We start from the raw sequence: 26014 nt of genomic DNA on the forward strand, positions 1-26014 counted from the left end.
CACTCAGGTACACACTCAGGCGCGCGCCTCAGCCGCAGTGAGTGTGTCCGGCGATACGGAGACCACGTGCTCCACGCCGTAGCCGCGTTCCACCCACGCATCGATGCCGCCGTGCAGCGGCCGCACGTGCTTGAAGCCCCGGCCGATCAGCGTGCGCGCCACCATGATGGCGGAGGCCTCGTTGGGGCAGGCGCAGTAGATGATGACCTCGCGGTCGGGGCCATCGATCTCGATGGCGTTGTGCTTGCTCGACATGTCGTACAGCATTGCGCCCGGAATGCGCTGCGGCTGCAGTTGCCGCGAGCTGTCGCTGCGTACATCGATGATGACCGGCGCTGAGCCCGATTCGATCAGTGCGTGCAGCTCGTCGGGCGAGATGCGCACCATCTCCAGCATCTTGCGAAAACGCCAGCGCTGCAGCCAGCGCCCGGCCACGTAGAGCGCCGCCAGCACCACGATCAGCAGGATGGCGCGGCTGCCAAGCTGGTCGAGCAACCGCAGCGCCTGGTCGATGCTGTCATGCGCCATGCGCCCGAGCATCAGCCAGATTGCCGCCCAGAGTGCCGAGCCGGCCAGGTTGTACCCTGCGAACACGCTGAATGGCGTGCGCATCGTGCCCAGCAGCGCGGACGACACCGTCGACAGCCCCGGCACAAATTTCGAAATCAGCAGCAGCGGTGCACCCCAGCGCTCGAACTGCGTGCGCGTGCGCCGCACGCACGAGTCAGGCGACAACGACACGCGGCACAGCAGGGCCATCACGTGCCGACCGTAGCGCTTGCCCGCCACGTACCACAGCGCATCACCCAGCAGTGCGCCGGTGATGGCGGCGGGCAGCAACTCCATGAAGTGCAGCGGGCCGATCATGGTAAGCGCGCCGCCCACCAGCAGCGTTGGCACGGCGGGCAGCGGCGCGCCGGCCTGTGTGAGCAGCACGTTCAGGAACACGGCAAACGCACCGTATTCGGCAAGGAGGGGAAACAGGTCGTGCATAGGAGGAAAGCGGAAGGCGCGCGGCAGGCAGATGCGCTTGCCAAGTTACCGCATTCTGGCGTCGTCCGATAGGCATACCTGTATGGACTATTGGGCGGCGTGTCGGGCATGTGAAATTGGCATGACAATAACGCTTTCTCGCACGTATTTGTCGCTATGTCCTCCGCATCCCCCACGAATGCTTCTGACGTTGCCTCCGGCGTTGATGCCGTCAGCATCCGCCCGGCCACGCTGGCAGACCTGCCGGTCATCGTCACCATCTACACGCAGCACGTGCTGTTCGGCTCAGCCAGCTTTGAGGTCGACCCGCCCGATCTGACCGAGATGACGCGACGCTTCCAGGCGCTGCACGACGTCGGCATGCCCTACATCGTGGCCGAGGCCGGCGGCCAACTGCTCGGCTACGCCTACGCAGGCCCACACCGCGCGCGGCCCGCGTATCGCAATACGGTGGAAGACTCGATCTACCTGGACGCGGCCGCGCAAGGGCGGGGCGTCGGTACGTTGCTGCTGCAGACGCTCATTGCGGAATGCCAGGCGCGCGGGTTCAAGCAGATGGTGGCCGTGGTGGGCGGCGGGCGTGAGAACCCTGGGTCTGCCAAGCTGCACGCGCGCTGCGGGTTTCGCGAGGTGGGCGTGCTGGAGAAGGTGGGCTACAAGTTCGGGCGTTGGCTGGATTGCTTGCTGATGCAGCGAGCGTTGTGAGGCACATAGGGCGGCGGCGGGTTGCGTCGCTCGGTGGTGAGGCCCCATGCGTTGCGGGTTGTGCGAAGAATACGGATCAGTGCTTCGTTCATGCAGAAATGTGTGTGTGAGTCGGAGTGTTCAGGCGCCCGCGCGCAGCATTACGGCCAGATATATCACGGCCCCGGCAAGCGTGCCCACGCCGATGACGAGCAGCCAGTCGACAAGGGCGGCATGCTCATCTACCCATTGGGGGGTGTCCTGCCTCATGCCGTGCTTCATTCGGATCTCCATGTCAGAGCAGGTGCCCGAGCGCGCGTAGCGCAACACCAAATAGCGCGATGACGATCAGCAGATCGATGCGCCGATGTTCCAGCCAACCGTGGCGAGCACGCCGCCGCATCACGCCGCCAGTGCGAGTGCGCCGTTGCGGTGCCACGCACGCTCGCCGATGTTGGCTGTGTTGATAGCCGCATCGGCCAGCGCCGCTTCTTCCGCCGCAGCCTGCTTGATGTCGCGCAGGAACTGCTGCAACAGTTCGCGCCCCAGTGAGGCCATGGCCAGGTCGCCCAGGTCCTTGCGCAGCAAGGTGGCGGCAGTCGGCGCCATGTAGATGTGCGTGTCGTCCAGGCCGCGGTCAGCGCAAACCATGTCGTCGGTAATCAGGGTCTGGCAGACCAGGCGCTCCATCGGCGTGCCCGCGTTGACCATTGTGCTCCCCTCGCGCTGTTGGTCTTGATATTTTAGATGTTTCTAATTTAATGTCAAGACAAATCTAACCAATGGCGTTTAGAACGTTGCGAGAGCGCATAAGAAAACCCGCCGAAGCGGGTTTGCAGGTGTTGGGTAAGGGGGTGGGCGCGCTCAAAAATCGCCCATGCCTGACCGGTACTTGACCCGGCCAACGATGTCGATGTGCTCAAGCTGCTCAGGGGGCACCATGAACGGATCGTGCTTCTCCTTGTTGTCGCTCACCACGCGGATCGACCCGTCAGGCAGGCGGAACAAGCGCTTGACCAGCATCTCTCCGCAGTAGACTAGGGCAAACACGCCACCCCCGGTGGGGATGCGTCTGTCGGCCTTGTCGACCACCACGGTGTCGTCGTCAAACAGGCGCGGTTCCATGCTGTCGCCCCGCACCTTGACGGCAACCAGGTTCTTGGGGCTCGCGTCCAGCCGGCGGATGTAGTCGGCCTGGAAGGGCAGCGGCTCTTTCTCTTCGATGTGCCAGGTTTCGCGGCCATTGCCGGCGGACAGCGTCACATCCACGTGCGTGATCAGGATGGTCGACTCGGTGGGCAGTTCATCCAGGCTGTCGTACGTGGTGATGGGGCGGGCAGGAAAGCCCTTGCTCTGCGCCGATACGGGGGCGCCGTCATCCACACCACCCACGGTTTGCGCGGCAGTCTCGGAGAACGGTGCATCCATCGTGCGGTCCGGAAACCCCAGCTTCTTCTCCAGCCGGCGCGCAGCGATATCACCAATGCTGCGGCCGTCCTGGTAGGTGCGCGACAGGAACTGCGCCACCTGCGAGCGGGAGTACCCGTATTGGCGCTCGAACTCGGCGCGATCGCCGTTGACGAGGGTTTGGATCCAGTGGGCAAGCCACTGGCGGCGGTTGTCGTAGATGTCCATGGGGCGCATTAGAGCAAGAAATTTCTAAGCCATGGGTTAGAAGTGTCTTGACATCGTAGTTTAGAATAATCTAAATTACAACCCATCGGCCTGTCTCCCGCCCCTCACCCACTGCGTTACCGGGCCGCCAACGCCCGCACCCGGGCCGATCCGAATCTTGTTCAATCCGCGCGCCGATGTGCGCCGACTGGAGCCTCTTCCCATGACCGTCACCGAAACTTCGATGGATGCCTTTCGACGTGGCCGCACCACGTCAACGGCCAAGCTGCAGTGCGATCGCATTGCCGACTACGTGGCCCGCGTTGGCACCGCCACGATTGCTGAAATTGCGCTGGCGCTGCGCATTGAGAAGTCCAGCGTCTCTGCGCGCCGCAGCGAGCTGATCGCCGCCAAGCGGCTGGAGTTGGCCGAGGAACGCAAATGCAACGCCACGGGCCGCTGGGTGCAATCCGTGCGCATGGCGCCTGCACAGGTGCGCCTGTTCCAGTAGGCGCGAAGCACGTCTTTGCGCTGGCCGTTGCAAACAGCGGCGGCCAAGGCGCACAACGCCCAGCGATATCGACACCAGCAATGGGCACCGCCGCTACCGCGGCAATCAACACACACTGAACAAACGAGGAACAGGGATATGGGAATTGAAGACCGTCTGGAGAATTGGGGCCGCGTGGTGCGTGATCCGAGTTGGCAACCACAGTACTGCGCATCGTGGGCACGCTTGGCCGTCGCCATGCGCGATGCTGACAGCGGTGCACCGCAAGCCATCATCACGATCGACGTGAACGACGGCTGGCTGGTGGAGCGTGCCTGGCAGAAGATTGCCGACCCCGTTGCGAAGCGCTTGCTGCAGTATCACTACGTGCATCGCATGCCGGCGGAGATGGTGTGCCGCATCCTTGTGCGCAAGTACGGCGCCTCGCCGCACACGCTCAGGCACTGGAAGGTACGCCTTGCGAAGGCGCAGTCGATCATGTCGCACGTCATCGATTCAGAGGTTGCGCGCGTGCAGATGGTGAAGGCCGTACGTGCTGCTGCAGCGGCGCCGATGTTCGCCTGAAAATTTTTTTCGCAGACCCCTTGCACCGTTTATATCCCCTTCGTATTCTGTTTCCCAGATGTTCGATTGCCCTCGCGGCGTAACCGGTTCAAACCGAGACATGCACCCCACTGGGGTGCATTGACTTACCCAAACGAAGCGAAGATGCAGTGAAGAAGACAGCCCGCCATGCAGCGGGCTTTTTCGTTTCTGCGCTTCGTTCCTGCACACGCAACACCTGCCTCGATGTCACTGCAAGGTGACGATCCGATTGAGGCGACTCACTCCTTGATGCAACTCACTCGATCGATCGCGCCTCGCTTTGCGCATCGATGAAGGCGCTCGTCTTATGGCAGATCTCTCCGATGTTTCCAACGCACTCGTCACGCTTGTCACGGGTGTGGTCTATCCGAACGGCAGCAGCCAACCGTCGATCACGGGCAACCCCGTGCTGGTGTACAGCGGCTGGCCCAACATGACGCAGCTGAAGACCGACCTGCAGGCCAACAAGGCACATGTGTCGATCTTCCCGACGACGAGCCACCAGCGGCACAGGAGCACGGCGTTCTCAGACTGGACGGTGTCTGTGCCGCCGGCCAATACGCTCGCGCTGAGCCTGGCGGGGCAGACCGTCATGGTGAACGGCACGGTCAGCACGCCGCAGAACGTGGTGTTGCTGGTCGATGGGCGCGCCTATGTGTACGCGGTGCAGGCCAGCGATACGCCCGCGAGCATCGCAACGGCGCTGGCGACGCTGGTGGCAGTGGACCAACCGGCCACTGCGACTGGCGTGTCGATCACCATTCCGGGCGCGACCTATATCTCGCCGCGCGTGGGCGGTATCGGCACCGTGCAGCGCGAGACGCGCCGGCAGGAGCGCACGTTCCTCCTCTCGACGTGGGCGAATGCCGCCGCGCCACGTGACCTGATCGCTGGCAAGGTCGACGCGGTGCTCTCGGGCCTGGTGCGCCTGACGTTGCCGGACCAAGGCGCCGCGCTGCGCTACAAGCGCGGGCTACAGCACGATGACCCGACCAATCTCATCTACCGGCGTGACCTGCGCTATGCCGTCGAGTACTCGACCATCGTGACTGACACGGCCTACCAGATCGCGACGGGTGTGGAGAACGTGACGGCGGGCGCGTCGATGGGCGCGCAGTTTCCTGTACGCACCCTTGTTGAGTAAGTGATGGGCTGAAACAGCCTAGCGTATTTGCAGTAGCAGTTCACCAACCCGTGCCGCCCTTTGGGCGGCTTTTTCATGTGCGGCCGCCTTTGAGCGGTCATTTTTGTTTTCTTTGGAGGCAAGCATGCCGATCGTTCAGCAGGGCAGCATCAATACGACTGCTCTCATCGTTCCGGACCTGTACGTCCAGATTGTTCCGCCGCAGGTCACCCTGCTCAATGGTGTGCCGACCAACGTGCTCGGCGTGGTGGGTACCGCCACGTGGGGCCCGGTCAACTCGCCGACTCTCATCGGCAACATGGCCATGTACGCCCAGGCATTCGGCGCGATCCAGAACCGCACCTATGACATGGGTACCGCCGTGGCTGTGGTGGTCCAGCAAGGCGCCAACAACTTCCGCTGCGTGCGCGTGACCGATGGCACGGATACCGCGGCGACCGTGATTGCGCAGACCAACGGCATCACGTTCACCGCCAAGTACACGGGCTCGCTCGGCAACACCGTCACGGTGGCGCTGTCGGCTGGCTCGGCGGCCAACACGTGGAAGGTGACCGTGGCCGCGCCCGCGCTGGCACCAGAAGTGTTCGACAACATCGGCGCAGGCCAGACCGGCAATGCGCTGTGGGGCGCCATCGCCAACGCCATCAATAACGGCGTGAGCGTCATGCGCGGTGCCTCGCAAATCATCACCGCCAGCGCGGGTGCCGGCACGACTGCACCAACGGCAGCCACGCTCACCCTGACCGGCGGCACTGACGGCGCGGCCACCATCAACGGTGCTGTGCTGCTGGGCCAGGACACCGTGCCGCGCAAGGGTATGTACGCGCTGCGCAACCAGGGCGTGTCGATCGCCATGCTGGCCGACTGCGCCGACGCGACGACCTGGCCGACGCAGGTTGCGTTTGGTCTGTCGGAAGGCACCTACATGATCGGCGTAGGCCCGAGCGGCGACACCATCGCCAACGCCGTCACCGCCAAGAGCACCGCCGGCATCGATTCGTACGCCTTCAAGCTGCTGTTTGGCGATTGGGTGTACTGGCTCGATACCGTGAACGGCGTGACGCGCCTGGTGTCGCCGCAAGGTTTCGTGGCGGGCCTGCTGGCCAACCTGTCGCCGCAGAACAGCAGCCTGAACAAGCCGATCTACGGTGTGGTCGGCACGCAGAAGACGTTCGCCAACCAGAGCTACAGCTCGGCCGAACTGCAGGCGCTGATTCAGGCCGGCATTGACGTGGTGACCAACCCGGTGCCGGGCGGTGCGTACTTCGGCTGCCGCGCGGGCCACAACACCAGCTCGAACGCGCTCACGCAGGGCGACAACTACACGCGCATGACCAACTACATCGCCAGCACCATCAATGCCGGCATGGGCAAGTACGTTGGCCAACTGCAGTCGGCCACGGTGCGTGCGCAGGCGGCGGCCACGCTGTCGAACTTCCTGAGCTCGATGGAGCAGCAGGGCATGATCGGCGCGGTCAACGGCGGCCCGGCGTTCTCGGTACAGATCGATGCGAACAACAACCCGATGAACCGCGTGGCGCTCGGCTACATGCAGGCCGACGTGAAGGTGGTCTACCTGTCGGTCATCGAGAAGTTCCTGGTGAACGTGGAAGGCTCGCAGGCCACGGTGATCCGCACTTCGACCAACAACCAGTAACGCAGCATTCAACCCATCCTCTGGCTCCGCAGTGCGCGGGGCCTTTTCTTTTTGGAGAACAACACCATGCCGATTCAAGGCTACTCCGTCGGTCGCGACTACACGCTGGTCATCCAGACCGCAAACGGCACGCTGCAACCGAACAAGATCACGGCATTCAAGAGCAAGCAGGATGTGACCGACGTGCGCGTCAAGCGCCTGGACGGCATCACTGACCACGTGCGCTTCTTCGACGGCTGGTCGGGCTCGTTTGACGTGGAGCGCCAGGACGCCACGCTCGACAACTACTTCGCCCAGCTCGAAGCTGGCTACTACGCCGGCGTGAACGAAACGCCCGCGCAGATCTACGAAACCATTCAGGAAGCCAACGGCTCGGTTTCGCAGTTCCGCTACGACGGCGTGCTCATGACGCTGGCCGACGCCGGCAACCGTGCGGGCGACGCCACCATCAAGCAATCCGTCAACTTCGTGGCTTCGCGCCGCATCAAGGTGTCCTGATGACGCATGTGACCATCACCCCATCCGAACAGATCATCAAGGCCGCCGCGAAAGAAGTGGTGGTCGACGATGCACTGGGCCGCAAGATCACGCTGCGCAAACCGAGCCCGCTGGCCAACCTGGACTTTGCCAAGGCCGCAGGCGGCAGCGAGCTGAACATGCTCTACCTGGCCGAGGTCGCGCACCTGAAGTTCGTGTCCGCCATTGATGGCGAACCGGTGCCGACGCCGGCCTCCGAAGCGCAACTACGTGCGCTGTATCAGCGTCTGGGTGAGGAGGGCAACGAAGCTGCACAGCGCGGCGTGGCTGCCAGCTTCATCAACGTTGCCACGCCGGAGTCTGAGCTAAAAAACTCCTGACGAACGGCCCGTTTCACGAGGCGATGTGGCTCGTGCATAACGGTGTTCCGTTCGACGTGGCGTTTTCACTGGACGACACCATGCGGCAGGCGATGGCCATCAAATGCAGTGAGTTTCATGGCGCTGAGTTTGATCTGAGGACGATGTCTTTCAAGGAGCGCGAATGAATCTATCGCTTGCAGAGATGGTGCGTCGTTTGGGCGAGCTGGAGGCGCGGGTGCCGGCTGCGTTGTCGCAGGGGCTGGAAGCAGCCGCTGTGGCTATGGAGCAGGCAGCCCGCGCCAAGGCAGTGGAAAGCGCGGCGGCCGCAGGCATCTCCAGTGCCGCACATGTGGCCGCGTTGCTTGACTCGATCAGCCACGAGGTCAAGGCATTGGAGGCGGCCATCGGCTCCAACTCGGATCAGGCGGTTGTCCAGGAGCTCGGCAGTGCGCAGGCGCCACCGCATCCGTTTCTGGGTGCGGTGGCGCTCGAGCGTGCCGACGATGTGCAAAAGAGCGTGGGTGACGCAGTGACGGCGGTGCTGGCGGGCCGCCCCATTGCAACGACCCACTCGTGAGATCGGTGGCCTCAACAGACGAATAAGGATTCCCTATGAGCCTCGATGCTTACAAGATCGGGATACAGATTGCGCTAGTGGATAACGTTTCGCGCGGGTTGATGACCCTGGCGGGACACTTCAATCGCCTCAATCTGGACGCGGACGCGCTGAAAGCGCGGCTCGACAAGATCGGCAAGATGATTGACGCCGGAGGCGTGCTCTCTGGTGCGGGCGCCAAGGGCTTCAAGATGCTTGAAGGTCCGTTGGATGCGGCCAAACAGTACCAGACCGAGCTTCAGCGTTTCAGCCAAGTCATGCCGGGTGACGCGATGGCATCCCAGGCTGACAAATTCGCCAAGAGCATGAATGTCATGGGGCAATCGTCCCTCGACAACTTGAAGCTCTTGCGTGAGACCACGGCGGTGCTTGGTAGCTTTGACCAAGCAAAGCTGGTGATGCCGCAGCTTGCGCAGGCGAAGTCCGGCGTGATGGCGGTCATGAGTGCCGAAGCTGGCGGCAAGTTTGAAGAGAGCGCGCTGTCCGCACTGAAGACCCAGCAGTTGCGTGGCGCCATAACGAACCCGAATACCGGGTTGATCGCCCCGCAGAGGGTGACGGATGTGCTGGACTCGATGCGTCAGACCTACGTCGCTACGAATGGAACGGCGACGTCGGACGACTACATCAAGTCGATCGCATCGCCTAGAACCGCGGCGAGCGCGTCCGGCGCGGGAAAGCCGAGCATGCAGGCCTTGGAATTTGAGTATCAAGCGAAGCTTGCCAACCTTCAGTTGACGCTGGGTGAGCACATCCTTCCGGTGGCGATTGCCGGCTTGGAGAAGCTCAATGCATTGCTTCAGAGCGTGACGCAGTTTGCGAAAGAGCATCCGACTTTGACCAAAGTCTTTCTGGGGTTGGCAGGCTTGCTTTCCGGCATGGCGGTGGTGGCGGGTGTTGCTCTGCAATTTGGCGCGGCAATCAGCGCGTTAAGGGTGATCTTCCCAGCGACTATGTCCGTGATGGGCATGGTGATGAATACGATGGGTACCGTCATCAGTGCAGCACTTAGTGCGGCGCTCCGTGCGGCGCTTAGCGCTGCAATGACTGCGGTAGTGGGCGTGATCGGCGTAATGACGTTACCGGTGACGCTGGCGCTTGCTGCCATCGCCGGCCTCGCGTTCGTGGTCTACAAAAACTGGGACGAGATCAAACCAAGATTGCTCGGCGCTTTCGAGCTATTGAAGGACGGAGCCAAGTGGCTCTGGACGCATCTTCTCTCGCTCTTCGAGAGGGTCAAAACTGTCGCTGCGGGAATCTGGGAGTACGTGCAGCCAGTTCTAGACAGGATCAAATCCGTCGTTGCGATGCTCTGGGAGCATGTGGCGCCGATCTTCGACAAGATCAAAGCTGGAGTGCAAGAGGCGTGGGATTCCATGAGCCGAATCGCAGCGATTCCACTCACCCTCGTCCAGACGTTCATACAGTACGTTGTCGACGCGGTTCGCTCCTTCGCGCAACGATTCAATCTTGGGGGCGTTGTTGATCAGATCGACAATAAGCTTAAGGGTGCCTACACAGACTCCGTCGCTCGTGATCATGCTGCCTCCTATTCAAACGAGGGCCACAACCGCAATCCGGTCGGTAGCGCTGTCAAGGTCCCAGATGCGAAGCCTGTTGTTCTAAAAGGGGATGTGACCATGGACGGACGCTCAGTCGGGCAGGTGGTCTGGAAACAGATGGATGTTCAACTGGCACGTCCTCTTGCAGGGTCCAGCGATTTCAACAACGGCATGCATGTGTCGCCGTCGGGATATAACTATGTCTGACTTCGCTCTCAAGCTTGACAGCTTCCAGTTCAAGGATTTGGAGGTGCCTGAAACGATCCCGTTTGGCGGGACGCAGAAGCTCGCCATGCATGACTTGGTGGGTGGTACGCGCGTAGTCGACTCGATGGGCGCTTTCGGCAGACCCGTTGAATGGTCCGGCTGGCTGCTGGGTGAAGACGCGTTGGCGCGTGCTCGCCAACTCGACGATCTGCGCATCGGTGGCCGGAAGTTGCTGTTGCAGTGGTCCGAGTTGTACTACTGGGTTGTTGTGCGCGAGTTCAATGCGGATTTCCAGCGCTTCTACAAGATCCCGTACAAGATTGCATGCGAGGTTGTGAGTGCGGCACCCAAACCACAGAACGATGACCAAAGTATCGATAGCCAGATCAAGGCCGACGCCGCCACCGCATCCGACTTGGTCAGTTCCATCGGCGACAGCACGCTCACCAGCTTGATGGGCTCGGTCAACTCGGCGATTGACAGCGTGGCAAGCTTTGCCAATGCGGCACAGTCGACGCTCAGCAACGTGGTGCAGCAGATCACAGCGGTTCGGGATCGTGTGCAGAAGCTGGTGGCCTCCACCAACAGCGATCTGATGAAGGTGGCAACGCTGGGCGGCATCTTGCCGAACAACCCGGTCGCGCAGCAGGTGACGAAGCTCAACAACCAGATCAACTCGGCGTTGAGTCTGCCGGTTCTGGTGCAGCTTGATCGGCTCGCGGGCCGCATGCAGACGAATATCGCGTCCGTTTACAAGAGTGCCAAGCATGTGGTCGTAGCGGGTGGCGATCTGATGAAGATGGCGGCCAAGGAGTACGACGACGCAATGGCTTGGACAGCGTTGGTCAAGGCCAATCCAGAGCTTGCGTGGGACCCGTTGGTGCAAGGCATCAAGACGCTGATCGTTCCGCCAAACAAGGACAACGCCGGCGGTTTGCCGAACAAGTAATTCGCTCCACCGTCTTTATCAATCCTACAGCCCCGCATTGCGGGGCTTTTATATATGAGCCTGAACACGCTACCTGTAGTACCCGAGGTGCGCCAGCCGTGCACTGTCGTGAAGGTGGGTGGGGAACGCGCACCCGCCTGTGTGAGTTGGTCGATCCAGAGCAACTCGTACGAGCAGGCGGATACGTTCCAGGTCACCTTCGCGGCCAGTGCCTTGCCGCCTGATCGCGACGCGAACTGGTTCTCCAGTCAGCTGGACTTGCTGGTGGAGATCTTCGCCGGCTTTCCAAAGAACCCGCTTCAGTACGACGAAAGCAACCTGCAAAGCCGGATCTACGGCCGCGTGGATAGCGTCGAGTTTGATCCAGTGTCAGCCCAGCTCACACTGAGCGGCCGAGACCTGACTGCATTGTTCATTGATGAGCAGGTGACATTGCTATTTCAGAACATGACGGCATCGAAGGTTGCTGCAGCACTGGCAACGGCACATGGTTTGCAAACCGTCGGCCCGGAAACGAAGCGACTGATCGGCAAGCAGTACGCGCATGACAACGTGAGCCTCACGACGCAACGCACGGAGTGGGACTTGCTTGCAGCGTTGGCACGTGAAGAGGGATTCGTCTGTTCCGTGAGTGGCAAGACGCTGTACTTCGGTCCGCGACTACAGGGCCCCGTGCTGCCTTACGAGTTGCGTTGGGGGCGCGATGAGAGGGGCAATCCTGCCGCCAATGTGTCAAGCCTGCAGTTGTCACGTGACCTGACCGTGGCGAAGGGCGTAACGGTCGAGGCGAAATCCTGGCACGCGAAGCAAGGGAAATCGTTCGTGGCCCGCTACAGCAACGCACCGGACGGTGGCAAAGGGAAAAAGCCGACGCACACGGTCCAACGCAATGGTCTGGACCAGGCCGGCGTGCAGCGGCTGGCCAAGCAAAAGCACGACGAGGTTGCACAGCACGAGATGAAGCTGCGTGCCCGCCTGCCTGCGGACGAGCTCCTTTCGCCCACCGACATCATCCGCCTGACCGGCACCGGCACGAACTTCGACCAGGACTACCTGATCGACAGCATCACGCGCAGCATGAGCTTGGGCGAGGGTTACGTGATGGACGTTTCCGCCAAGAACATCAACAAGGACACGAGCCAATGATTCAACAACTACGCAATCAGATGGTGCTCGCCGCGATGATGGCGCAGTCGAACCGCGCGGAGAACCGCATGGGCATCGTCACCAGCTACGACGCGGGTACGGCCTCGGCGCGCGTACGCCTTCAACCTGAAGATCCTACCGACCCAGCGCGCTCGCTGACCGGCTGGATGCCTGTTGCCTCTGCCTGGGTCGGCAATGGCTGGGGCATCGATGCGCCGGTCAGTCCGGGCGATCAGGTGGCGGTGCAGTTTCTGGGCGGCGACATCGAGAACGGCTACATCTGCGCGCGCCTGTTCAGTGACCAGGCGCGGCCGACCGGTGCGCAGTCAGGCGAGTTCTTCCTCTCGCATGCATCGGGCTCGAAGCTGCAGTTCCACAACGACGGCACGGTCACGCTCATCAGCGCGGGGACGCTCACCAGCCAGGCGCCGCAGTGGAACCACAGCGGCCCGATGCAGATCGACGGCACGCTACTGGTGACGCAGACCATCACCGGCCAGGCGGGGATGGCAGTGTCCGGCAACAACGGCTCCGGCAACTCGATGAGCATCAGTGGCAATACGCAGTTCAGCGGGCAGGTGTCGGCCAATGGCCACCGCATTGACGACACGCACCGTCACACCGGCGTGCAGTCCGGTTCCAGTAACACGGGGAGCGTGGCATGACACAGCAACTTCTGAACGACGTGAACCATTGGGTGGGGGACGACATCGGTGTCTCACCCACGGGCGATCTCGGCCTTGCCAGCGCGGATCTTCGCACGCAGCAGCGCATCGTGCGGCGTCTGGTGACCAACCCCGGTGACTACATCTTCCACACCGATTACGGCGCGGGCCTGCCGAAAAAGATTGGCGAGACGCTCGACATCCCCGCGCTGCGCGGCCTGATCCGCACGCAGTTGGTGCTGGAAGCCGGTGTTGCACAGTCGCCCGAGCCTCAGGTGGATGTGAGCGCCATCACTGGCGGCGTCAGCGTGCGAATTCTGTACACCAGCTCCGTCACGCGTGAGCCGGTGTCTCTTCAATTCAATGTGAGCAAATGATCCATATGTCCATTCAGACGCAAGACTGGGTAACGCTCGTGCGCAACCAGGTGGCGGCCATCCAGGGCTATGCCAAGGTGCTGGTCGACCTGACGGTCGGCTCCGTGCTGCGCGCTGTCGTTGAAGCCAACGCAGCGGTCACGGTGTGGCTGCAGGGGTTGATCCTGCAAGTCATGGCAATTACGCGGGCCTCTACCTCAAGCGGGGCCCATCTCGATTCGTGGATGGCCGACTTTGGCCTGAGCCGCCTCGCTGCAGTGCCCGCCACCGGCAACGTGACGTTCTCACGTTTCACGACCACGCAGCAGGTACTGGTGCCGCTCACGGCCGTCGTGCAAACCGGTGACGGCACGCAGCAGTTCAACGTGGTGATCGACACAAAAAACCCGGCCTACAACGCTACGCTAGGCGGCTACGTGATTGCAGCAGGCGCGGCCGGCGTGACGGTACCGGTGCGGGCATTGGTGGCGGGCGTGGCCGGCAATGCTGTGGCGGGCGCGGTCTCCACCATCGTGGGTGCCATCTCCGGTGTCGATACGGTCATCAACGCGGCCGCGTTCGTCAACGGTGCCGATGCGGAATCGGACGGTGCGCTGCGCACGCGATTCATCGCGTATGTGGCCAGCTTGTCGAAGGCGACCAAGACCGCCATCGGCGCGGCCATCGCCAGCGTCAAGCAAGGGCTGACGTACGCGATTCTAGAGAACCAGACGTATGCAGGGCTGCAGCAGAACGGTACGTTCATCGTGATCGTGGATGACGGCACGGGCTCACCCCCGTCTACGCTGTTGTCGAGTGTGAGCAATGCAGTGGATGCCGTGCGGCCGTTGACCAGCACGTTCTATGTGTACGGGCCGGTGGTGATTAACGCCACGGTGGCTATGACGATTGCGACCGCGCCGGGATACACGCACCAGACCATCACGGCCCAGGTGCAAACAGCCTTGCTGAACTACATCAACACGCTGCCGTTGGGTACCACGCTCACGTATTCCCGCCTGGTGCAGGTGGCGTATGACGCGTCGCCTGCGGTCATCAACGTCACAGGCACGCTGCTCAACGGCGGTACGTCGGATCTGCCGGCCAGCAGCTTGCAGGTGATCAAGACCACCCTCAACTCCATCACGGTGTCGTAATGGCAACAGGTGACCAACAAGACATCTTCACGCGCCTGCGTGGCTATCTGCCGCGCTGGTTTGGCGACACCGCGCAGTCGCCCGTCATCAATGCCCTGCTGCAAGGGCTGGCGTACAGCGGCGCGTACGTCTACGGCTTGTATGCCTATGCCAAACAGCAGACGCGCATCCTGACGTCGTCGGACGGCTGGCTCGACATGATCGCGGCGGACTTCTTCGGCTTGTCGGTCCAGCGCAAGAGCGGGCAGTCCGATGCGTCGTTTCGCGCCAACATCGTCGCCAACCTGTTCCGCGAACGCGGTACGCGCAATGCCATCGTGCGGGTGCTGGCAGACCTGACAGGCCGTCCTCCGACGATCATCGAGCCGAACCGCCCTGCAGATTGCGGTGCCTACGATGCCCCCAACTGCGGCTATGACCGGGCGGGTGCGTACGGCCAGGTGTCGTTGACCTACCAGGCGTTCGTGCTGGCGTATCGGCCGTTCGGCAGCGGCATCCCCAATGTGGCGGGTTACGACAAGGTTCCGGCTGGCTACAGCGTGCCGTCGCAAGGCGAGTACGCCGACTTGTCGATGAGCAGCAACACCGTGTCCGACGCTGACATCTACGCCGCTATCGAATCCGTGCGACCGGCAGCATCCATCGTCTGGACACGCATCAGTTCCTAGGCGCACGCGCCTTTCTTTCCCACCGACAGCCCGGCAACACGCCGGGCTTTTTCTTTTGGAGAACAGTCTTGGATCGTCAGATTGTCTACAGCGGCCAAGTGCCGCAAACCACGGACCTGCTCAACACCAATCGGCAGGCCATGATCGCGCTGGCAAAGCTGTGTGCCGATCTGTTCGGCACGTCCACCGTGGTCTCGGGCCTGGGCTGCGTGCCAACTTCGCCTGCCTCGATGAGCGTCAACATCAACCCCGGGCAGATCTACCAGCAGGCTAACCTTGACGGCACGCCATACAGCGCGCTGCCGCAAGATACGGCGCACAGCCTGTTGAAGCAGGGCATCTTGATGGACGCACAGTCCTTCACGCTCACCGCACCTGCCACGACCGGCTACAGCCAGAACTACCTGATTCAGGCGGCCTACCTGGATAACGACGTCAACAACGTCGTGCTGCCGTACTACAACAGCGCCAACCCGTCGCAGGCGTTCAACGGCCCTGGCGGTAACGGCACGTCGCAGCCGACTACCCGCGCCGGTCAGGTCTCGCTTCAGTTGGTGGCCGGCACCGCCGCGCCTACCAATACGCAGGTCACGCCGGCGGTGACGGCGGGGTATGTTGGGTTGGCGGTCATTACGGTTGCCAACGGGCAAAGCACGGTTACGAACACCGGCATTGCTCCCTATCCGAATGTGCCTACGGCACCGACGGGCGGCTTCCTGGCAGGGATCGGCGAGCGCTTTTCAAGCATTCAGAACGTTGCAACATCAACCGGGCTAACCACGGCTGCTCTGGGTGCACTGATGAACGTGACGGCCACTGGCCAGACCCTCACGCTGCCGCCGGCAGCCAACTGCCCGAATGGCACGAGTGTTTGTGTTGCCTACATGCAGGCGAGTGGTTCGACCACTGTGACGCGTAGCGGCGCCGACACGCTTGCGTTTGGACAAGGCAGTGGTGCCAACAGCCTGGTGCTCAATCCGGGCGAGGCCGTGCAGTTTGTATCGAACGGCGTGAATGGTTGGGTGAGTGCTGGGCAGACGTTGACCACAGGGGTGACGCCGCCGCTGTTTGATAACAGTACGAAGTTGGCGACGACGGCGTTTGTGCGGTCGGCGGGGTCGTTCTATTCAGGTTTCAAGGGGATTTCCGCTAGTACGACATTGGTTGCCACGGATTTGATGAACTACACTTATATCGGAAATCCTGGCGGTTTTACGATCACGCTACCACCCGCGAATTCTGTTCCCACAGGAACGCGGTTTTTCATCATTTCGAATTCCGGCGGCAACTTTATTCAGCGCGGTAGCTCGTCAGACACCATCTACCTTGGGGCCGCCTCGGGAACGGGGGTTTATGGCTTCACGATGAATGTTGGTGACACCGTGGTGCTCGTTTCCAATTCGGCCGGAGGGTGGTATGCCGAAAGTGGGACGGCAGCCCTTCCGTCTTCAGCGCTGTTTGGCGCATCGCTGCAGACCCCCGGATACCAGAGATTACCGAGTGGTTTGATCTTGCAGTGGGGTGTCGTGTCGACAAGCAGCAGCGGAGACACTGCCGTCACGCTGCCCATTGCATTCCCGAACTCCTCGCTACTCGTCGTCGCTACCTCTGGTCACAATCCAGGCGGAGCGGCCGAGGGATATGTTGCTGCTACGCTCAATGGAAGAACATCACTTCTTCTGCGTGGCACAAATGGTTCACCGACTGGTACCTGGTGGATGGCGCTGGGATATTGAGAACCGCGCTAGCCTTCGCATCCCCAACAATAGGGCAGCTTTATTGCGAATCAGTGCGAAGGCGAAGCAATTGCACACGAAGGAGATTTCATGCTGTATTACGCAAAATCCACTGGCGGTTTCTACGATTCCGCAATTCATGCCGCCAACATTCCTGCTGACTCGGTCGATGAATCAAAATGGTCAGCAACACATGCGCAATTGATGGACGCGCAAACGGCCGGGAAGACGATTACCGCAGATGCCGACGGTACCCCCATTGCTGTTGATCCGGTCTCGCTCATGACGCTGAGCCAAGTGAGCGCTGCGCAAACCATCAAGATCAGCACTGCCTGCGGCGCCTCACTGATTGCCGGCTTTACTTCGTCAGCGCTCGGTACGGAGCATGCCTACCCGTCGCAGGACGACGATCAACGCAACCTGCAGAGCGCAGGCAGTGCAGCCGCTACTGCATCGTCAACCTGGGCCACCCCCATCTGGTGCGCCAGCAACGACGCCTGGTCATTCACGCCACACACCGCAGCCCAAGTCCAGCAAGTCAACGCCGACTGGCTCGCCTACCGCGTCGCCACGCAACAAAAGTACGCCGCCCTGATCGCCAAGATCAACGCCGCAACCAGCATTGAAGAGGTGCAAGCCATCGACTGGTAACCACCGTCATCTCACCAACACAGCCCGCCTTTGTGCGGGCTTTTTTATTTCCGGGGGGGAACCGATGTCCGAACCTATCAGCAGCAGTGCCGCGGCGGGGGCTGCGGGCGCAGCTGCCTTCAAAGCCATCGGCGGGCCTGCGGCCGTGGCGGGCTGCGCTAGCGCGCTCGCCACCATCGTGGTGATGGTGATGACGTTGCCGCGCGCGCGGGGCGAGTGGGCTGTTGCGCTTATCTCCACCGTCATTGCCAGCCTGAGCGGCGGCGCTGCCGTCATCCAGTACTTCGGCATGGCGCACTGGATCGGCACGGTCAACGGCGCCTTGGCGCTTGGCGGCATCTACTTCGCCTGCGGCCTGCCGGGCTGGGCGCTCGTGCGCTGGCTCTTCAACTTCATCAACAAGCGACGCGACGCCGATCTTGCCGAGGTCGTCGACGACGTGCGTGAAACCTTGAGCAAGGTAAACCATGGCTGATCCTCTTCTGACCGCCGCGCAACTGCGCACCGTCATGCCCAACGCCGGCGCGCGTGCCGACGTGTTTGCGCCCATCCTTGCCGATGTTCTTCTGTTCCGTCAGATCAACACGCCCGCGCGTATTGCCGCGTTTCTGGCGCAGGTCGGACACGAGTCCGGGCAGTTGCGGTTCTTGCGTGAGCTGTGGGGGCCAACGCCAGCACAGCGCGGCTATGAGGGCCGCGCAGACCTGGGCAACACGCAGCCGGGAGACGGCAAGCGCTTTCTAGGCCGCGGCCTGGTCCAGATCACTGGCCGCGCCAACTACCGTGCCTGTGGCATCGAATTGGGGCTGGACTTGGAAGCGCAGCCCGAGCTGCTCGAACAGCCCGTGCATGCGGTGGCATCGGCGGCGTGGTTCTGGCTGCGTGGCGGGCTCAATCGCTTTGCCGATCAGGACACCGACGCCGCCTTTGTGGAGCTGACCCGCCGCATCAACGGCGGCACCAATGGCATCGATGACCGACGTGCATTGTGGTCACGCGCACGGGCCGTTCTTGCAACGCATGTGGGAGTCACCACGCCATGACTTTGCTCGATCCCCGTTTTTGGGGTGGCGCCATTCTGGCGTTGGCCCTGGCGTTTGGTCTTGGCTACGGCATGGGCGATCTGCATCGCATGCGCGAGGAGCGTGCGGACGCTCTCAAGCGTCAGCTTGCCGCCGACAAGACCGAGACCCGTCAGGCTGAAGCAACCGCCCAGGTTGCCGACCAGGCCGCGCAGGCGCAGACCCACATCCAGACGGTCTTTCGAGACCGCATCCTTTACCGCGATCGCGAGGTACCCCATGAAGTCGTTGTGCACGACGATGCTGCTTGCCGCATCCCTGGCCGCTTTGTCGGCATGTGGAACTCCGCCAACCGTGCAGAGCTTCCCACCACCATCGGCCTCCTTGATGAAGCCTCCAGTGGCGTTGTCCTCTCTGACGTTGAAGCCCAGCACGAGCGTGAAGCCGAAGCTTTCCACGCCAACGCCCAGCAACTGAAGGATCTGCAGGATTGGGTGGTGCGGCAGGCGGGTATTGCTAAAGCGCAGGAGTGATACGCGGGTGGTCAGTCGATGATGTCCGCACAGGCATCGGTGGGGGCCGCAGCCACGTGCCCCACCAGCGGCACCATCTTTAGCCCGGCCGAGGCGATCCGGCAAGGGGCAGCCACCACACCGCAGCCAGAGAGGAGTGCAGTGCCAAGAAGGGCTGCGGCCAGCAGAATGCGTTTCATCGTGTGTGGGGGTGAAGAAGTCGAAAGCGAATGCCGCGCAGTGTGACACAGGCCCGCCTACAAACCTGTGCGTGTTTGTATCGCGAAATGACAATCTGTGCGGCGTGTGTGTGATTTGTGCATCGCATGAAAGTGAAGCAATCCGAAGCGTTCGGCGGGCGCACAAAGCTGACTTTTGTCGAAAAAGTCACATCTCTGGTTTGCGCAAATAAACCCGCCATGCCTTGCTGTAAGCCACAAAGCCAGCGGTGATGCGGGTTTTCCCGCAATTTCTTATATCGCAACAATAAATTGTCTGTTGCGACATTTATTGTCTGAACAGGCTCACCTACGATGACTCCATCGAATGCGGCGCCGCAGCGAAACAGTCCAAGAGAAGTACCGGATACCTGCCCGACGCGCTGCGCCCATCCCGGAGAAGACATCATGAAAGCCCAACGCACCCTGATCGCTGCCCTGATCGCCCTGGCCACCGTGCCGGCCCTGGCGGCTACCAAGTTCGACGTGTACACCCAAGGCGCCGCAGCCGGCCAACGTTTTGACGTCTACACGCAAGGCGCGAAGGCAGGCAGCAAGTTCGATCCGTACACCGAAGGCGCCAAGGTGGGTGACAAGTTTGATGTCTACAGCCAAGGCGCGCTGGCCCGTGCCGGCAAGTTCGACACCTATACCGAAGGTGCCAAGGCAGGCAGCAAGTTCGATCCGTACACCGAAGGCGCACTGGCCCGCGCCGGCAAGTTCGACACCTACTCGGAAGGTGCCAAGGCAGGCAGCAAGTTTGACCCGTACACCGAAGGCGCACTGGCCCGTGCCGGCAAGTTCGACACCTACACCGAAGGCGCCAAGGTTGGCGACAAGTTCAACACGTTCACCGATGGCGCCAACGCCTAAGGTTGCAGCCGCCGCGAGGGCGGCCTGCCACACCTGAATCACAGAACGCCCGCACGATGCGGGCGTTTTTGTTTTGTTGCGAACCGATATCGTGTCCGCGCGTCTCACTAGCATTTCACGCCTGAAACCCTCTCGATGATCCGTGCCCGCCGCCCCGTTCGCACAGTCCGCTCTACCGTCTGCATCGCTCTGGGCGTGGCGGCCACGATGCTGGCTGGCTGTACCACCTTCGTGACGCCTGGCCCGTTCCAGATCACCGTGCGCGATACGGATGACACGGTGCTCGAGCAATTCGAGTTCCAGGCCGGTTCGTCGGACTCGCTGGATATCGCCATCGTCGGCATGTGCCGCGTCTATCCGGAAGCCATCATCACTGCCGAGCAACTGAAGACGCACGAGCGTGTGAAGGAGAAGTGCAGGCGTTCGTTCGCATCGATGCTCACGTCGTCCTGAAGCGGCCCTGAACCGGCATTGGGCGTTCAAGCCTGAGCAGCTACCATGTCGCCTTGCCAGAACGCACGCACGAGGCCCATGTGAACCCCCAGGACGAGTCCTTTCCGATCCCCCGCTTCGCCTCATCACGGCCGCGCCTGCTGGGCGCATTCGCACTGGGCATCGTTGTTGCTGTGCTGATACCCACACATGGCTGGCTCACGCGCGCGCTGCTCGGCTGGGACGTTGCCGTGTGGACGTATTTGTTGCTGGTCTCGGTGATGATGCTCAAGGCCGATCCGCGGCGCATCCGCGCTGTGGCCCGTCGTGAGGATGAGCGCGCCTCGGCGGTGCTGGCGGTGGTCTGCCTGGGCGTGGTCGCCAGCATGGTGGCGATTGCCTTTGAGCTGGTGACGGCCAAGTCAGCGGGGCACGCACAGGCGTGGCACTACGCGTTGACCGGCGTGACGGTGGTGGGTGCCTGGCTGATGGTGCCGATGATGTTCACCGTGCATTACGCGCATTTGTACTACCACAAGCCGAACGCGCCGACGCTGGTGTTTCCCGACCGGGAGATCGAGCCCGATTACTGGGATTTTCTCTACTTCTCCTTTACGATCGCGGTCGCCAGCCAGACGGCCGACGTCGCTATCCGCTCGCGCACCATGCGGCGGGCGGTGCTGGGGCAGTCGCTGCTGTCGTTCTTTTTTAATACGAGCATCCTCGCGCTCTCCATCAACATTGCTGCCGGTCTGTTTTCATGACGAAGCTTCCTCCGCCCATGCATTCCCGCACCATCGATATCGTCAGCTATGTGCTGGTGGCCGCCATGATCGCGGCCGTGCTGTGGCTGCATCTGCTGCCGGCGGCCATTGCCGGCTTTCTTGTCTATGCGCTCGCGCGCAAGCTGGAGGTGCGCCTGCGTGAGCGGCGCACGCTGTCCAAGAGCGCCAAGGCGATTGCGGTGGGCGGCGTGTTCCTGATCGCCGCACTGATTCTTGCCGGGCTTGGCATCGGGATCGGCCGCCTGGTCGAACACGGCCACGGGCTTGAGGGCATGCTCACGCGCATTGCCGATGTGCTCGACAACCTGCGTGAATCGCTGCCGGCTGCAGTGGTCGACTATGTACCGCAGTCCGTGTCAGAGCTGCGTGTGCAGCTCGTGCAGATGCTCAAGGAGCATGGGCACCAAGTGTCGACCATCGGTATCGACGGGTTGCGCGCCAGCGCATTGATGCTGGTGGGGCTGATCCTGGGGGCGATGGTGGCGTGGTCTGATACGCCGGATCCAGCGCGTCATAAGCCGCTGGCTGCGGCACTGCTGAACCGGTTGGGGCGGCTGACGGCCGCGTTCGAGGCGGTGGTGTTTGCGCAAGTGAAGATCTCCGCGCTCAACACTGCGCTGGCGGCCATCTATCTGCTGGGGGCGCTGCCGTTGTTCGGGCAGCACGTGCCGTATTCCAAGTCGCTGATCCTGCTGACCTTCGTGGCCGGGCTGATTCCGGTGGCAGGCAACCTGATCTCCAACACGGCCATCGTGCTGATGAGCGTGACGGCATCGCTGGAGCTGGCGGTGGCGTCGCTCGTCTTCCTGGTGGTGGTGCACAAGCTGGAGTACTTCGTGAATGCGCGCATCATCGGCAGCCGCATCGATGCGCGTGCGTGGGAGTTGATTCTCGCGCTGATCGTGATGGAAGCCCTGTTCGGGGTGGGCGGCGTGATTGCCGCGCCGGTGCTGTATGCCTACATGAAACGCGAACTGACGGACGCCGGGCTGATCGGCTGAAGCGTCGGTTCCGGGGTGATCCGCCAGCGCCCCCGCGCTGACGGCATCGGCAGAAAAGAGCGCGCCCTACGGGACGAGGGGCGCGCAATAACTCGCTGACCGAGAGACGTCAGCGAGCCGAGGGTCGGTACACGGGGAGGCGGTGGCGGGCGACGGATGCATGGCGTTGCCGGTCACGTCCACGGCTTCGGAGGTTACGAAGCAGCAGATGACACGGTCGTCGAGCAAGGCCTGATAGAAGAGGTCTCCCATCGCGCGGTAGTGCGTTCCCGTTATCAGGATCTTCATGGCTCCCCTCCCATGACTGGCCGGTGTGCGGCGGCCAAGTCTCTGGGGCGCCGGTCACCGATTCGGTGTGCAGATCGTGCACATGTGCTGGCTGGTGGGGCCGCGCATGCGCCGGGTCCGTCTGGCTGTCGGTGCTGGCGCTGTTTGCGTTGCTGGCGTCGTACCGCAGTCCATGCTGGCGAGTATAGAAAGCGCCTCCTGGCGAGCCATGCTACGAACGGACGAGCCTCGTGCACGAAAATGGCTAACAGGTTAGCTGTCTGCCAAGGCAAGTGCGGTGCGGGTTTGCGGGGGGTTGAGGGAGGGATTCTGGTGAAACGGCGCGGTATATGGTGACGCTTCTGCCTGGACAATAATTTGTCTGGTTTGCGCTAATCATTGTCGAATTTACGGCAACAAGCCTGCACCGTTTGAGCGCATGATTGAGCGTTCCTCGCTTGAATTCCTTTCTCCACAAAAACCATCATGCAAACCACCGCAAATGGCCCAGCCGCGGATTTGGCCAACCCCGCAGCAACCCCAGCCCCAGCCGCGCAGGCAGACAAGACCGGCTTTGGCGTGATCGGCGCCATCAGCTTCGCGCACTTCCTCAACGACATGATGCAGTCGTTGATCCTGGCGATCTATCCGCTGCTCAAGGGCAACTTCCATCTCGATTTCTCGCAGATCGGGCTGATCACGCTCGTGTATCAGATTACGGCGTCGCTGCTGCAGCCGATGGTCGGCCTCTATACCGACAAGCATCCGAAGCCGTATTCGTTGTCGGTGGGCATGGGCTTTACGCTGGTGGGGCTGCTGCTGATGTCGGTGGCGCCCAACTTTGGCACGTTGCTGCTGGCGGCAGCGCTGGTGGGGACGGGCTCGTCGATCTTCCATCCGGAATCGTCACGCGTGGCGCGCATGGCTTCGGGCGGCCGGCACGGTCTGGCGCAATCGCTGTTCCAGGTGGGCGGCAACGCGGGCAGCGCAATGGGCCCGTTGTTGGCGGCGCTCATCATCATGCCGTATGGCCAGCACAGTCTGGCGTGGTTCTCGATTGCTGCGCTCATCGCCATCTTCGTGCTGTATCACGTGGGCGGCTGGTACAAGCGTGAACGTGCTGCAGGGCATGGTCGCAAGGCGGGTGGCCGCGCGCATGCGGCGGTCAAGCTGTCGGGCCGTCAGGTGGCGTTTGCGATGACGCTGCTGGTCGTGCTGTTGTTCTCCAAGTACTTCTACCTGGCAAGCCTGAACAGCTACTACACGTTCTACCTGATCACCAAGTTCCACCTGTCGGCGCAGACCTCGCAACTGTTCCTGTTCCTCTTCCTGTTCTCGGTGGCGGTGGGCACGATCGTGGGCGGCCCGATTGGCGACCGCGTGGGCCGCAAGGTCGTGATCTGGGTGTCGATCCTGGGTGTGGCGCCGTTCACGCTGATGCTGCCGTACGCCAACCTGTTCTGGACGGCGGTGCTGACGGTCATCATCGGGCTGGTGCTGGCCTCGGCGTTCTCGGCCATCCTCGTGTATGCGCAGGAGCTGATTCCCGGCAAGGTGGGGATGGTGTCGGGCATGTTCTTCGGGTTTGCGTTCGGGCTGGGCGGGATCGGCGCTGCCGTGCTCGGCAAGCTGGCAGACGCCACCGACATCTACAACGTCTACCACCTCTGCTCGTTCCTGCCGCTCATCGGCCTGCTGACGGTGTTCCTGCCGGACATCGAGCGCAAGCGGCGTTTGCAGACGGCATGATGGGCTAGTGATGGTGTTGCCGGGCATTGGCCAGCAACGCCATCACTTCACTGTCTTCGGTCTGATCGAAATTGTCGTAGTACTGCCCGACGGCCTGGAAGCTGAAGTCAGGGGGAGCGATGAGGCACACGCCGTCATCCACCTCGGTGCGCAACGCCTGCCAAGTGGTCTTGGGCGCGGTGGGAACCGCCAGCACAAGGCGCCCGGGTTTGGCACGGCGCACCGCAGCCAGTGCTGCACGCACGGTTGCCCCGGTTGCAATGCCGTCGTCTGTCACGATGACGGTCACGCCCGCCAGCGGCAAAGGCACGACGCCGTAGCGTGTGCGGCGGCGTTCCAGTTCTGTCAGCTCTTGCGCCGTCACCTTGTCCAGATACGCCTGCGAAGGTGCGATGGCATCGAGCAGTTCAGTGTTCCACTCGATATGCGGCGGTAGACCCGCACCGCAATCGGCCAGCGCGCCGAGTGCCAGCTCGGGCTGCCACGGTGCACCGAGCTTGCGCACCAGCAGCACGCCGAGCGTTGCGTTCAACGCGCGCGCAATCGCATAGCCGACCGGCACACCGCCGCGCGGCAGTGCCAGCACGATGCGCGGTGCGGGCAGATCAAGCGTTGCGAGCGCAGCGGCGAGTTGCCGGCCGGCATCTGCGCGATCACGGAATCGATCACAAAAAGGCGCGCGCATGATGGCACGGCGCTAAGCGAAGGCGCGTGCTGAGCCGCTGCGGCCCCACTTGCGCACACGCAGCGCTGCAAAGATCAGCGTGATACCCCACACGATGGCCCATGCGCCAATCCACCACAGTACGGCCAGCACACCTGCTTCGGGGCGCCACAGCAGGACGCCCGCCAACAGCACGCTGGCGATGCCGCCAAGGATCAACCACCATTCGCCGTGCAGTTCTTCACGCAGGCGCATGGCCACCACGATTTGCAGCACGCCCTGGGCGAGCAACCACGCGGCGATGTACAGCAGCAGCCCCAGCGCGGTGACGGCCGGATTGAATAGCGTTAGCACACCCACCGCCACGCCCAACGACCCCTGCAGCAAGGTGGGCCAGCGATCATGGCTGCGGTGCTGGCCGCCGAAGGCTGTTGCCAGCAGCAGGCAACCCTCCACCAGCGCATAGACACCAAACACCAGAACCAGCGCAGCCAGCGTTGCCGCCGGCACCACAAACGCGCCAACCCCGATGGCCAACGCACATAGCCCGCGCAGCGCGAGCACCCACCACAACTTAGAAAGCATATGCAGCATGAACAACACTCCTTGGTCGAAAACGAAAAGCGACCGCGCGCCGGGCGCGGCGAGCGATCGCTGATGGTTCCAAGGTAGTGCAGAGTGTTGCGAGCCTCAATGCAGGCGCGGTGATTTTGTGCGCCTACGGGGTCACATTTGGCGAATTCCCTCGCGC

32 protein-coding genes are annotated in these 26014 nt (G+C 62.2%); 25 read left to right on the forward strand and 7 right to left on the reverse strand.

Annotated features, from left to right (window positions below):
• Positions 1 to 15 precede the first annotated feature (15 nt).
• Positions 16 to 993 (reverse strand): DedA family protein/thiosulfate sulfurtransferase GlpE, encoded by a 978-nt coding sequence (locus tag F7R11_RS21250; RefSeq protein ID WP_021193512.1) that lies wholly within the window; start codon positions 991 to 993, stop codon positions 16 to 18.
• 156 nt (positions 994 to 1149) lie between these two features.
• On the opposite strand from F7R11_RS21250, the gene F7R11_RS21255 reads away from it, so the two are divergent.
• Positions 1150 to 1698 carry a GNAT family N-acetyltransferase gene (locus F7R11_RS21255; protein ID WP_064808076.1) on the forward strand — a complete coding sequence of 183 codons (549 nt, stop codon included), beginning with the start codon at positions 1150 to 1152 and terminating at the stop codon, positions 1696 to 1698.
• A 120-nt stretch (positions 1699 to 1818) separates the two neighbouring features.
• On the opposite strand, the gene F7R11_RS27100 is transcribed toward F7R11_RS21255, so the two are convergent.
• The 3 genes from F7R11_RS27100 to F7R11_RS21265 all read right to left on the reverse strand — a co-directional run bounded on the left by F7R11_RS27100 (position 1819) and on the right by F7R11_RS21265 (position 3312).
• Positions 1819 to 1959 carry a hypothetical protein gene (locus F7R11_RS27100; protein ID WP_156669034.1) on the reverse strand — a complete coding sequence of 47 codons (141 nt, stop codon included), beginning with the start codon at positions 1957 to 1959 and terminating at the stop codon, positions 1819 to 1821.
• Between the two features lie 120 nt (positions 1960 to 2079).
• Entirely contained in the window at positions 2080 to 2388 is a 309-nt protein-coding gene (locus F7R11_RS21260) for a hypothetical protein (protein ID WP_064808073.1), read from the reverse strand.
• 153 nt (positions 2389 to 2541) lie between these two features.
• Positions 2542 to 3312, reverse strand: a complete 771-nt coding sequence (locus tag F7R11_RS21265; protein ID WP_064808071.1) for a S24 family peptidase — start codon at positions 3310 to 3312, stop codon at positions 2542 to 2544.
• Positions 3313 to 3514: 202 nt separating this feature from the next.
• On the opposite strand from F7R11_RS21265, the gene F7R11_RS21270 reads away from it, so the two are divergent.
• The 19 genes from F7R11_RS21270 to F7R11_RS21360 all read left to right on the forward strand — a co-directional run bounded on the left by F7R11_RS21270 (position 3515) and on the right by F7R11_RS21360 (position 19295).
• Positions 3515 to 3802, forward strand: a complete 288-nt coding sequence (locus tag F7R11_RS21270) for a hypothetical protein (protein WP_064808069.1) — start codon at positions 3515 to 3517, stop codon at positions 3800 to 3802.
• A gap of 138 nt (positions 3803 to 3940) precedes the next feature.
• Positions 3941 to 4366: a hypothetical protein gene (locus F7R11_RS21275; protein WP_064808067.1), complete on the forward strand. Its 426-nt coding sequence runs from the start codon at positions 3941 to 3943 to the stop codon at positions 4364 to 4366.
• Between the two features lie 328 nt (positions 4367 to 4694).
• Positions 4695 to 5531, forward strand: a complete 837-nt coding sequence (locus F7R11_RS21280) for a hypothetical protein (protein WP_064808065.1) — start codon at positions 4695 to 4697, stop codon at positions 5529 to 5531.
• Between the two features lie 124 nt (positions 5532 to 5655).
• On the forward strand, positions 5656 to 7188 hold the full coding sequence (locus tag F7R11_RS21285) for a phage tail protein (protein ID WP_064808063.1): 1533 nt from the start codon (positions 5656 to 5658) through the stop codon (positions 7186 to 7188).
• Positions 7189 to 7254: 66 nt separating this feature from the next.
• The gene (locus tag F7R11_RS21290; protein WP_064808060.1) at positions 7255 to 7686 is read left to right on the forward strand and encodes a hypothetical protein; all 432 of its coding nucleotides are present in this window, start codon (positions 7255 to 7257) and stop codon (positions 7684 to 7686) included.
• Positions 7686 to 8045 (forward strand): hypothetical protein, encoded by a 360-nt coding sequence (locus tag F7R11_RS21295; RefSeq protein WP_064808058.1) that lies wholly within the window; start codon positions 7686 to 7688, stop codon positions 8043 to 8045. The genes F7R11_RS21290 and F7R11_RS21295 overlap by 1 nt, the downstream gene beginning before the upstream one ends.
• 163 nt (positions 8046 to 8208) lie before the next feature.
• Positions 8209 to 8604, forward strand: a complete 396-nt coding sequence (locus F7R11_RS21300; RefSeq protein ID WP_064808056.1) for a hypothetical protein — start codon at positions 8209 to 8211, stop codon at positions 8602 to 8604.
• A gap of 35 nt (positions 8605 to 8639) precedes the next feature.
• On the forward strand, positions 8640 to 10412 hold the full coding sequence (locus F7R11_RS21305; RefSeq protein ID WP_064808054.1) for a phage tail tape measure protein: 1773 nt from the start codon (positions 8640 to 8642) through the stop codon (positions 10410 to 10412).
• Positions 10405 to 11361 carry a hypothetical protein gene (locus tag F7R11_RS21310; RefSeq protein ID WP_064808052.1) on the forward strand — a complete coding sequence of 319 codons (957 nt, stop codon included), beginning with the start codon at positions 10405 to 10407 and terminating at the stop codon, positions 11359 to 11361. The genes F7R11_RS21305 and F7R11_RS21310 overlap by 8 nt, the downstream gene beginning before the upstream one ends.
• A 54-nt stretch (positions 11362 to 11415) precedes the next feature.
• The gene (locus F7R11_RS21315) at positions 11416 to 12507 is read left to right on the forward strand and encodes a phage late control D family protein (protein ID WP_064808050.1); all 1092 of its coding nucleotides are present in this window, start codon (positions 11416 to 11418) and stop codon (positions 12505 to 12507) included.
• Positions 12504 to 13172, forward strand: coding sequence for a phage baseplate assembly protein V (locus tag F7R11_RS21320; RefSeq protein WP_064808048.1), 669 nt, complete (start codon positions 12504 to 12506; stop codon positions 13170 to 13172). Before F7R11_RS21315 ends, F7R11_RS21320 begins: the two co-directional genes overlap by 4 nt.
• Complete coding sequence (locus F7R11_RS21325) at positions 13169 to 13549, forward strand: phage tail protein (RefSeq protein ID WP_082932949.1); 381 nt, start codon at positions 13169 to 13171, stop codon at positions 13547 to 13549. Before F7R11_RS21320 ends, F7R11_RS21325 begins: the two co-directional genes overlap by 4 nt.
• 5 nt (positions 13550 to 13554) lie before the next feature.
• Entirely contained in the window at positions 13555 to 14685 is a 1131-nt protein-coding gene (locus tag F7R11_RS21330; protein ID WP_064808046.1) for a baseplate J/gp47 family protein, read from the forward strand.
• The gene (locus tag F7R11_RS21335; RefSeq protein ID WP_064808044.1) at positions 14685 to 15353 is read left to right on the forward strand and encodes a hypothetical protein; all 669 of its coding nucleotides are present in this window, start codon (positions 14685 to 14687) and stop codon (positions 15351 to 15353) included. The genes F7R11_RS21330 and F7R11_RS21335 overlap by 1 nt, the downstream gene beginning before the upstream one ends.
• A 68-nt stretch (positions 15354 to 15421) precedes the next feature.
• Positions 15422 to 17089, forward strand: coding sequence for a gp53-like domain-containing protein (locus tag F7R11_RS21340; RefSeq protein WP_064808043.1), 1668 nt, complete (start codon positions 15422 to 15424; stop codon positions 17087 to 17089).
• Positions 17090 to 17179: 90 nt separating this feature from the next.
• Positions 17180 to 17740: a DUF4376 domain-containing protein gene (locus F7R11_RS21345; protein WP_064808042.1), complete on the forward strand. Its 561-nt coding sequence runs from the start codon at positions 17180 to 17182 to the stop codon at positions 17738 to 17740.
• A gap of 64 nt (positions 17741 to 17804) precedes the next feature.
• Complete coding sequence (locus F7R11_RS21350; protein WP_064808041.1) at positions 17805 to 18215, forward strand: hypothetical protein; 411 nt, start codon at positions 17805 to 17807, stop codon at positions 18213 to 18215.
• A complete protein-coding gene (locus F7R11_RS21355) occupies positions 18208 to 18783 on the forward strand; it encodes a glycoside hydrolase family 19 protein (protein ID WP_064808040.1) in 576 nt (191 codons plus the stop codon). Before F7R11_RS21350 ends, F7R11_RS21355 begins: the two co-directional genes overlap by 8 nt.
• Positions 18780 to 19295: a hypothetical protein gene (locus tag F7R11_RS21360; protein ID WP_064808039.1), complete on the forward strand. Its 516-nt coding sequence runs from the start codon at positions 18780 to 18782 to the stop codon at positions 19293 to 19295. Before F7R11_RS21355 ends, F7R11_RS21360 begins: the two co-directional genes overlap by 4 nt.
• Positions 19296 to 19306: 11 nt before the next feature.
• On the opposite strand, the gene F7R11_RS27105 is transcribed toward F7R11_RS21360, so the two are convergent.
• Complete coding sequence (locus tag F7R11_RS27105; protein ID WP_021193514.1) at positions 19307 to 19474, reverse strand: DUF6726 family protein; 168 nt, start codon at positions 19472 to 19474, stop codon at positions 19307 to 19309.
• Positions 19475 to 19900: 426 nt separating this feature from the next.
• Between F7R11_RS27105 and F7R11_RS21365 the strand changes: the two genes are divergently transcribed.
• The 5 genes from F7R11_RS21365 to F7R11_RS21390 all read left to right on the forward strand — a co-directional run bounded on the left by F7R11_RS21365 (position 19901) and on the right by F7R11_RS21390 (position 24599).
• On the forward strand, positions 19901 to 20365 hold the full coding sequence (locus F7R11_RS21365) for a hypothetical protein (protein WP_064808037.1): 465 nt from the start codon (positions 19901 to 19903) through the stop codon (positions 20363 to 20365).
• 195 nt (positions 20366 to 20560) lie between these two features.
• A complete protein-coding gene (locus tag F7R11_RS21370) occupies positions 20561 to 20818 on the forward strand; it encodes a protein kinase family protein (protein WP_390624394.1) in 258 nt (85 codons plus the stop codon).
• An 80-nt stretch (positions 20819 to 20898) separates the two neighbouring features.
• A complete protein-coding gene (locus tag F7R11_RS21375) occupies positions 20899 to 21561 on the forward strand; it encodes a DUF1345 domain-containing protein (protein WP_031328894.1) in 663 nt (220 codons plus the stop codon).
• Positions 21558 to 22583, forward strand: coding sequence for an AI-2E family transporter (locus F7R11_RS21380; protein ID WP_021193518.1), 1026 nt, complete (start codon positions 21558 to 21560; stop codon positions 22581 to 22583). Before F7R11_RS21375 ends, F7R11_RS21380 begins: the two co-directional genes overlap by 4 nt.
• 753 nt (positions 22584 to 23336) lie before the next feature.
• Positions 23337 to 24599 (forward strand): MFS transporter, encoded by a 1263-nt coding sequence (locus tag F7R11_RS21390; RefSeq protein WP_064808033.1) that lies wholly within the window; start codon positions 23337 to 23339, stop codon positions 24597 to 24599.
• A 4-nt stretch (positions 24600 to 24603) separates the two neighbouring features.
• Here the strand turns inward: F7R11_RS21390 and F7R11_RS21395 are convergent, their stop codons facing one another.
• Both F7R11_RS21395 and F7R11_RS21400 read right to left on the reverse strand, forming a co-directional pair.
• Positions 24604 to 25284 (reverse strand): phosphoribosyltransferase, encoded by a 681-nt coding sequence (locus F7R11_RS21395; RefSeq protein WP_064808031.1) that lies wholly within the window; start codon positions 25282 to 25284, stop codon positions 24604 to 24606.
• Positions 25285 to 25296: 12 nt separating this feature from the next.
• Complete coding sequence (locus tag F7R11_RS21400) at positions 25297 to 25857, reverse strand: HdeD family acid-resistance protein (RefSeq protein WP_021193522.1); 561 nt, start codon at positions 25855 to 25857, stop codon at positions 25297 to 25299.
• Between the last annotated feature and the right edge of the window lie 157 nt (positions 25858 to 26014).

It is taken from the genome of Ralstonia insidiosa, from assembly GCF_008801405.1.
GTDB classification, from domain to species: Bacteria; Pseudomonadota; Gammaproteobacteria; order Burkholderiales; family Burkholderiaceae; genus Ralstonia; species Ralstonia insidiosa.

Coding starts and splice junctions, on each gene's coding strand:
- F7R11_RS21250 (WP_021193512.1), bottom strand. CDS start 993: ATGCACGACCTGTTTCCCCTCCTTGCCGAATACGGTGCGTTTGCCGTG.
- F7R11_RS21255 (WP_064808076.1), top strand. CDS start 1,150: ATGTCCTCCGCATCCCCCACGAATGCTTCTGACGTTGCCTCCGGCGTT.
- F7R11_RS27100 (WP_156669034.1), bottom strand. CDS start 1,959: ATGAAGCACGGCATGAGGCAGGACACCCCCCAATGGGTAGATGAGCAT.
- F7R11_RS21260 (WP_064808073.1), bottom strand. CDS start 2,388: ATGGTCAACGCGGGCACGCCGATGGAGCGCCTGGTCTGCCAGACCCTG.
- F7R11_RS21265 (WP_064808071.1), bottom strand. CDS start 3,312: ATGGACATCTACGACAACCGCCGCCAGTGGCTTGCCCACTGGATCCAA.
- F7R11_RS21270 (WP_064808069.1), top strand. CDS start 3,515: ATGACCGTCACCGAAACTTCGATGGATGCCTTTCGACGTGGCCGCACC.
- F7R11_RS21275 (WP_064808067.1), top strand. CDS start 3,941: ATGGGAATTGAAGACCGTCTGGAGAATTGGGGCCGCGTGGTGCGTGAT.
- F7R11_RS21280 (WP_064808065.1), top strand. CDS start 4,695: ATGGCAGATCTCTCCGATGTTTCCAACGCACTCGTCACGCTTGTCACG.
- F7R11_RS21285 (WP_064808063.1), top strand. CDS start 5,656: ATGCCGATCGTTCAGCAGGGCAGCATCAATACGACTGCTCTCATCGTT.
- F7R11_RS21290 (WP_064808060.1), top strand. CDS start 7,255: ATGCCGATTCAAGGCTACTCCGTCGGTCGCGACTACACGCTGGTCATC.
- F7R11_RS21295 (WP_064808058.1), top strand. CDS start 7,686: ATGACGCATGTGACCATCACCCCATCCGAACAGATCATCAAGGCCGCC.
- F7R11_RS21300 (WP_064808056.1), top strand. CDS start 8,209: ATGAATCTATCGCTTGCAGAGATGGTGCGTCGTTTGGGCGAGCTGGAG.
- F7R11_RS21305 (WP_064808054.1), top strand. CDS start 8,640: ATGAGCCTCGATGCTTACAAGATCGGGATACAGATTGCGCTAGTGGAT.
- F7R11_RS21310 (WP_064808052.1), top strand. CDS start 10,405: ATGTCTGACTTCGCTCTCAAGCTTGACAGCTTCCAGTTCAAGGATTTG.
- F7R11_RS21315 (WP_064808050.1), top strand. CDS start 11,416: ATGAGCCTGAACACGCTACCTGTAGTACCCGAGGTGCGCCAGCCGTGC.
- F7R11_RS21320 (WP_064808048.1), top strand. CDS start 12,504: ATGATTCAACAACTACGCAATCAGATGGTGCTCGCCGCGATGATGGCG.
- F7R11_RS21325 (WP_082932949.1), top strand. CDS start 13,169: ATGACACAGCAACTTCTGAACGACGTGAACCATTGGGTGGGGGACGAC.
- F7R11_RS21330 (WP_064808046.1), top strand. CDS start 13,555: ATGTCCATTCAGACGCAAGACTGGGTAACGCTCGTGCGCAACCAGGTG.
- F7R11_RS21335 (WP_064808044.1), top strand. CDS start 14,685: ATGGCAACAGGTGACCAACAAGACATCTTCACGCGCCTGCGTGGCTAT.
- F7R11_RS21345 (WP_064808042.1), top strand. CDS start 17,180: ATGCTGTATTACGCAAAATCCACTGGCGGTTTCTACGATTCCGCAATT.
- F7R11_RS21350 (WP_064808041.1), top strand. CDS start 17,805: ATGTCCGAACCTATCAGCAGCAGTGCCGCGGCGGGGGCTGCGGGCGCA.
- F7R11_RS21355 (WP_064808040.1), top strand. CDS start 18,208: ATGGCTGATCCTCTTCTGACCGCCGCGCAACTGCGCACCGTCATGCCC.
- F7R11_RS21360 (WP_064808039.1), top strand. CDS start 18,780: ATGACTTTGCTCGATCCCCGTTTTTGGGGTGGCGCCATTCTGGCGTTG.
- F7R11_RS27105 (WP_021193514.1), bottom strand. CDS start 19,474: ATGAAACGCATTCTGCTGGCCGCAGCCCTTCTTGGCACTGCACTCCTC.
- F7R11_RS21365 (WP_064808037.1), top strand. CDS start 19,901: ATGAAAGCCCAACGCACCCTGATCGCTGCCCTGATCGCCCTGGCCACC.
- F7R11_RS21380 (WP_021193518.1), top strand. CDS start 21,558: ATGACGAAGCTTCCTCCGCCCATGCATTCCCGCACCATCGATATCGTC.
- F7R11_RS21390 (WP_064808033.1), top strand. CDS start 23,337: ATGCAAACCACCGCAAATGGCCCAGCCGCGGATTTGGCCAACCCCGCA.
- F7R11_RS21395 (WP_064808031.1), bottom strand. CDS start 25,284: ATGCGCGCGCCTTTTTGTGATCGATTCCGTGATCGCGCAGATGCCGGC.
- F7R11_RS21400 (WP_021193522.1), bottom strand. CDS start 25,857: ATGCTGCATATGCTTTCTAAGTTGTGGTGGGTGCTCGCGCTGCGCGGG.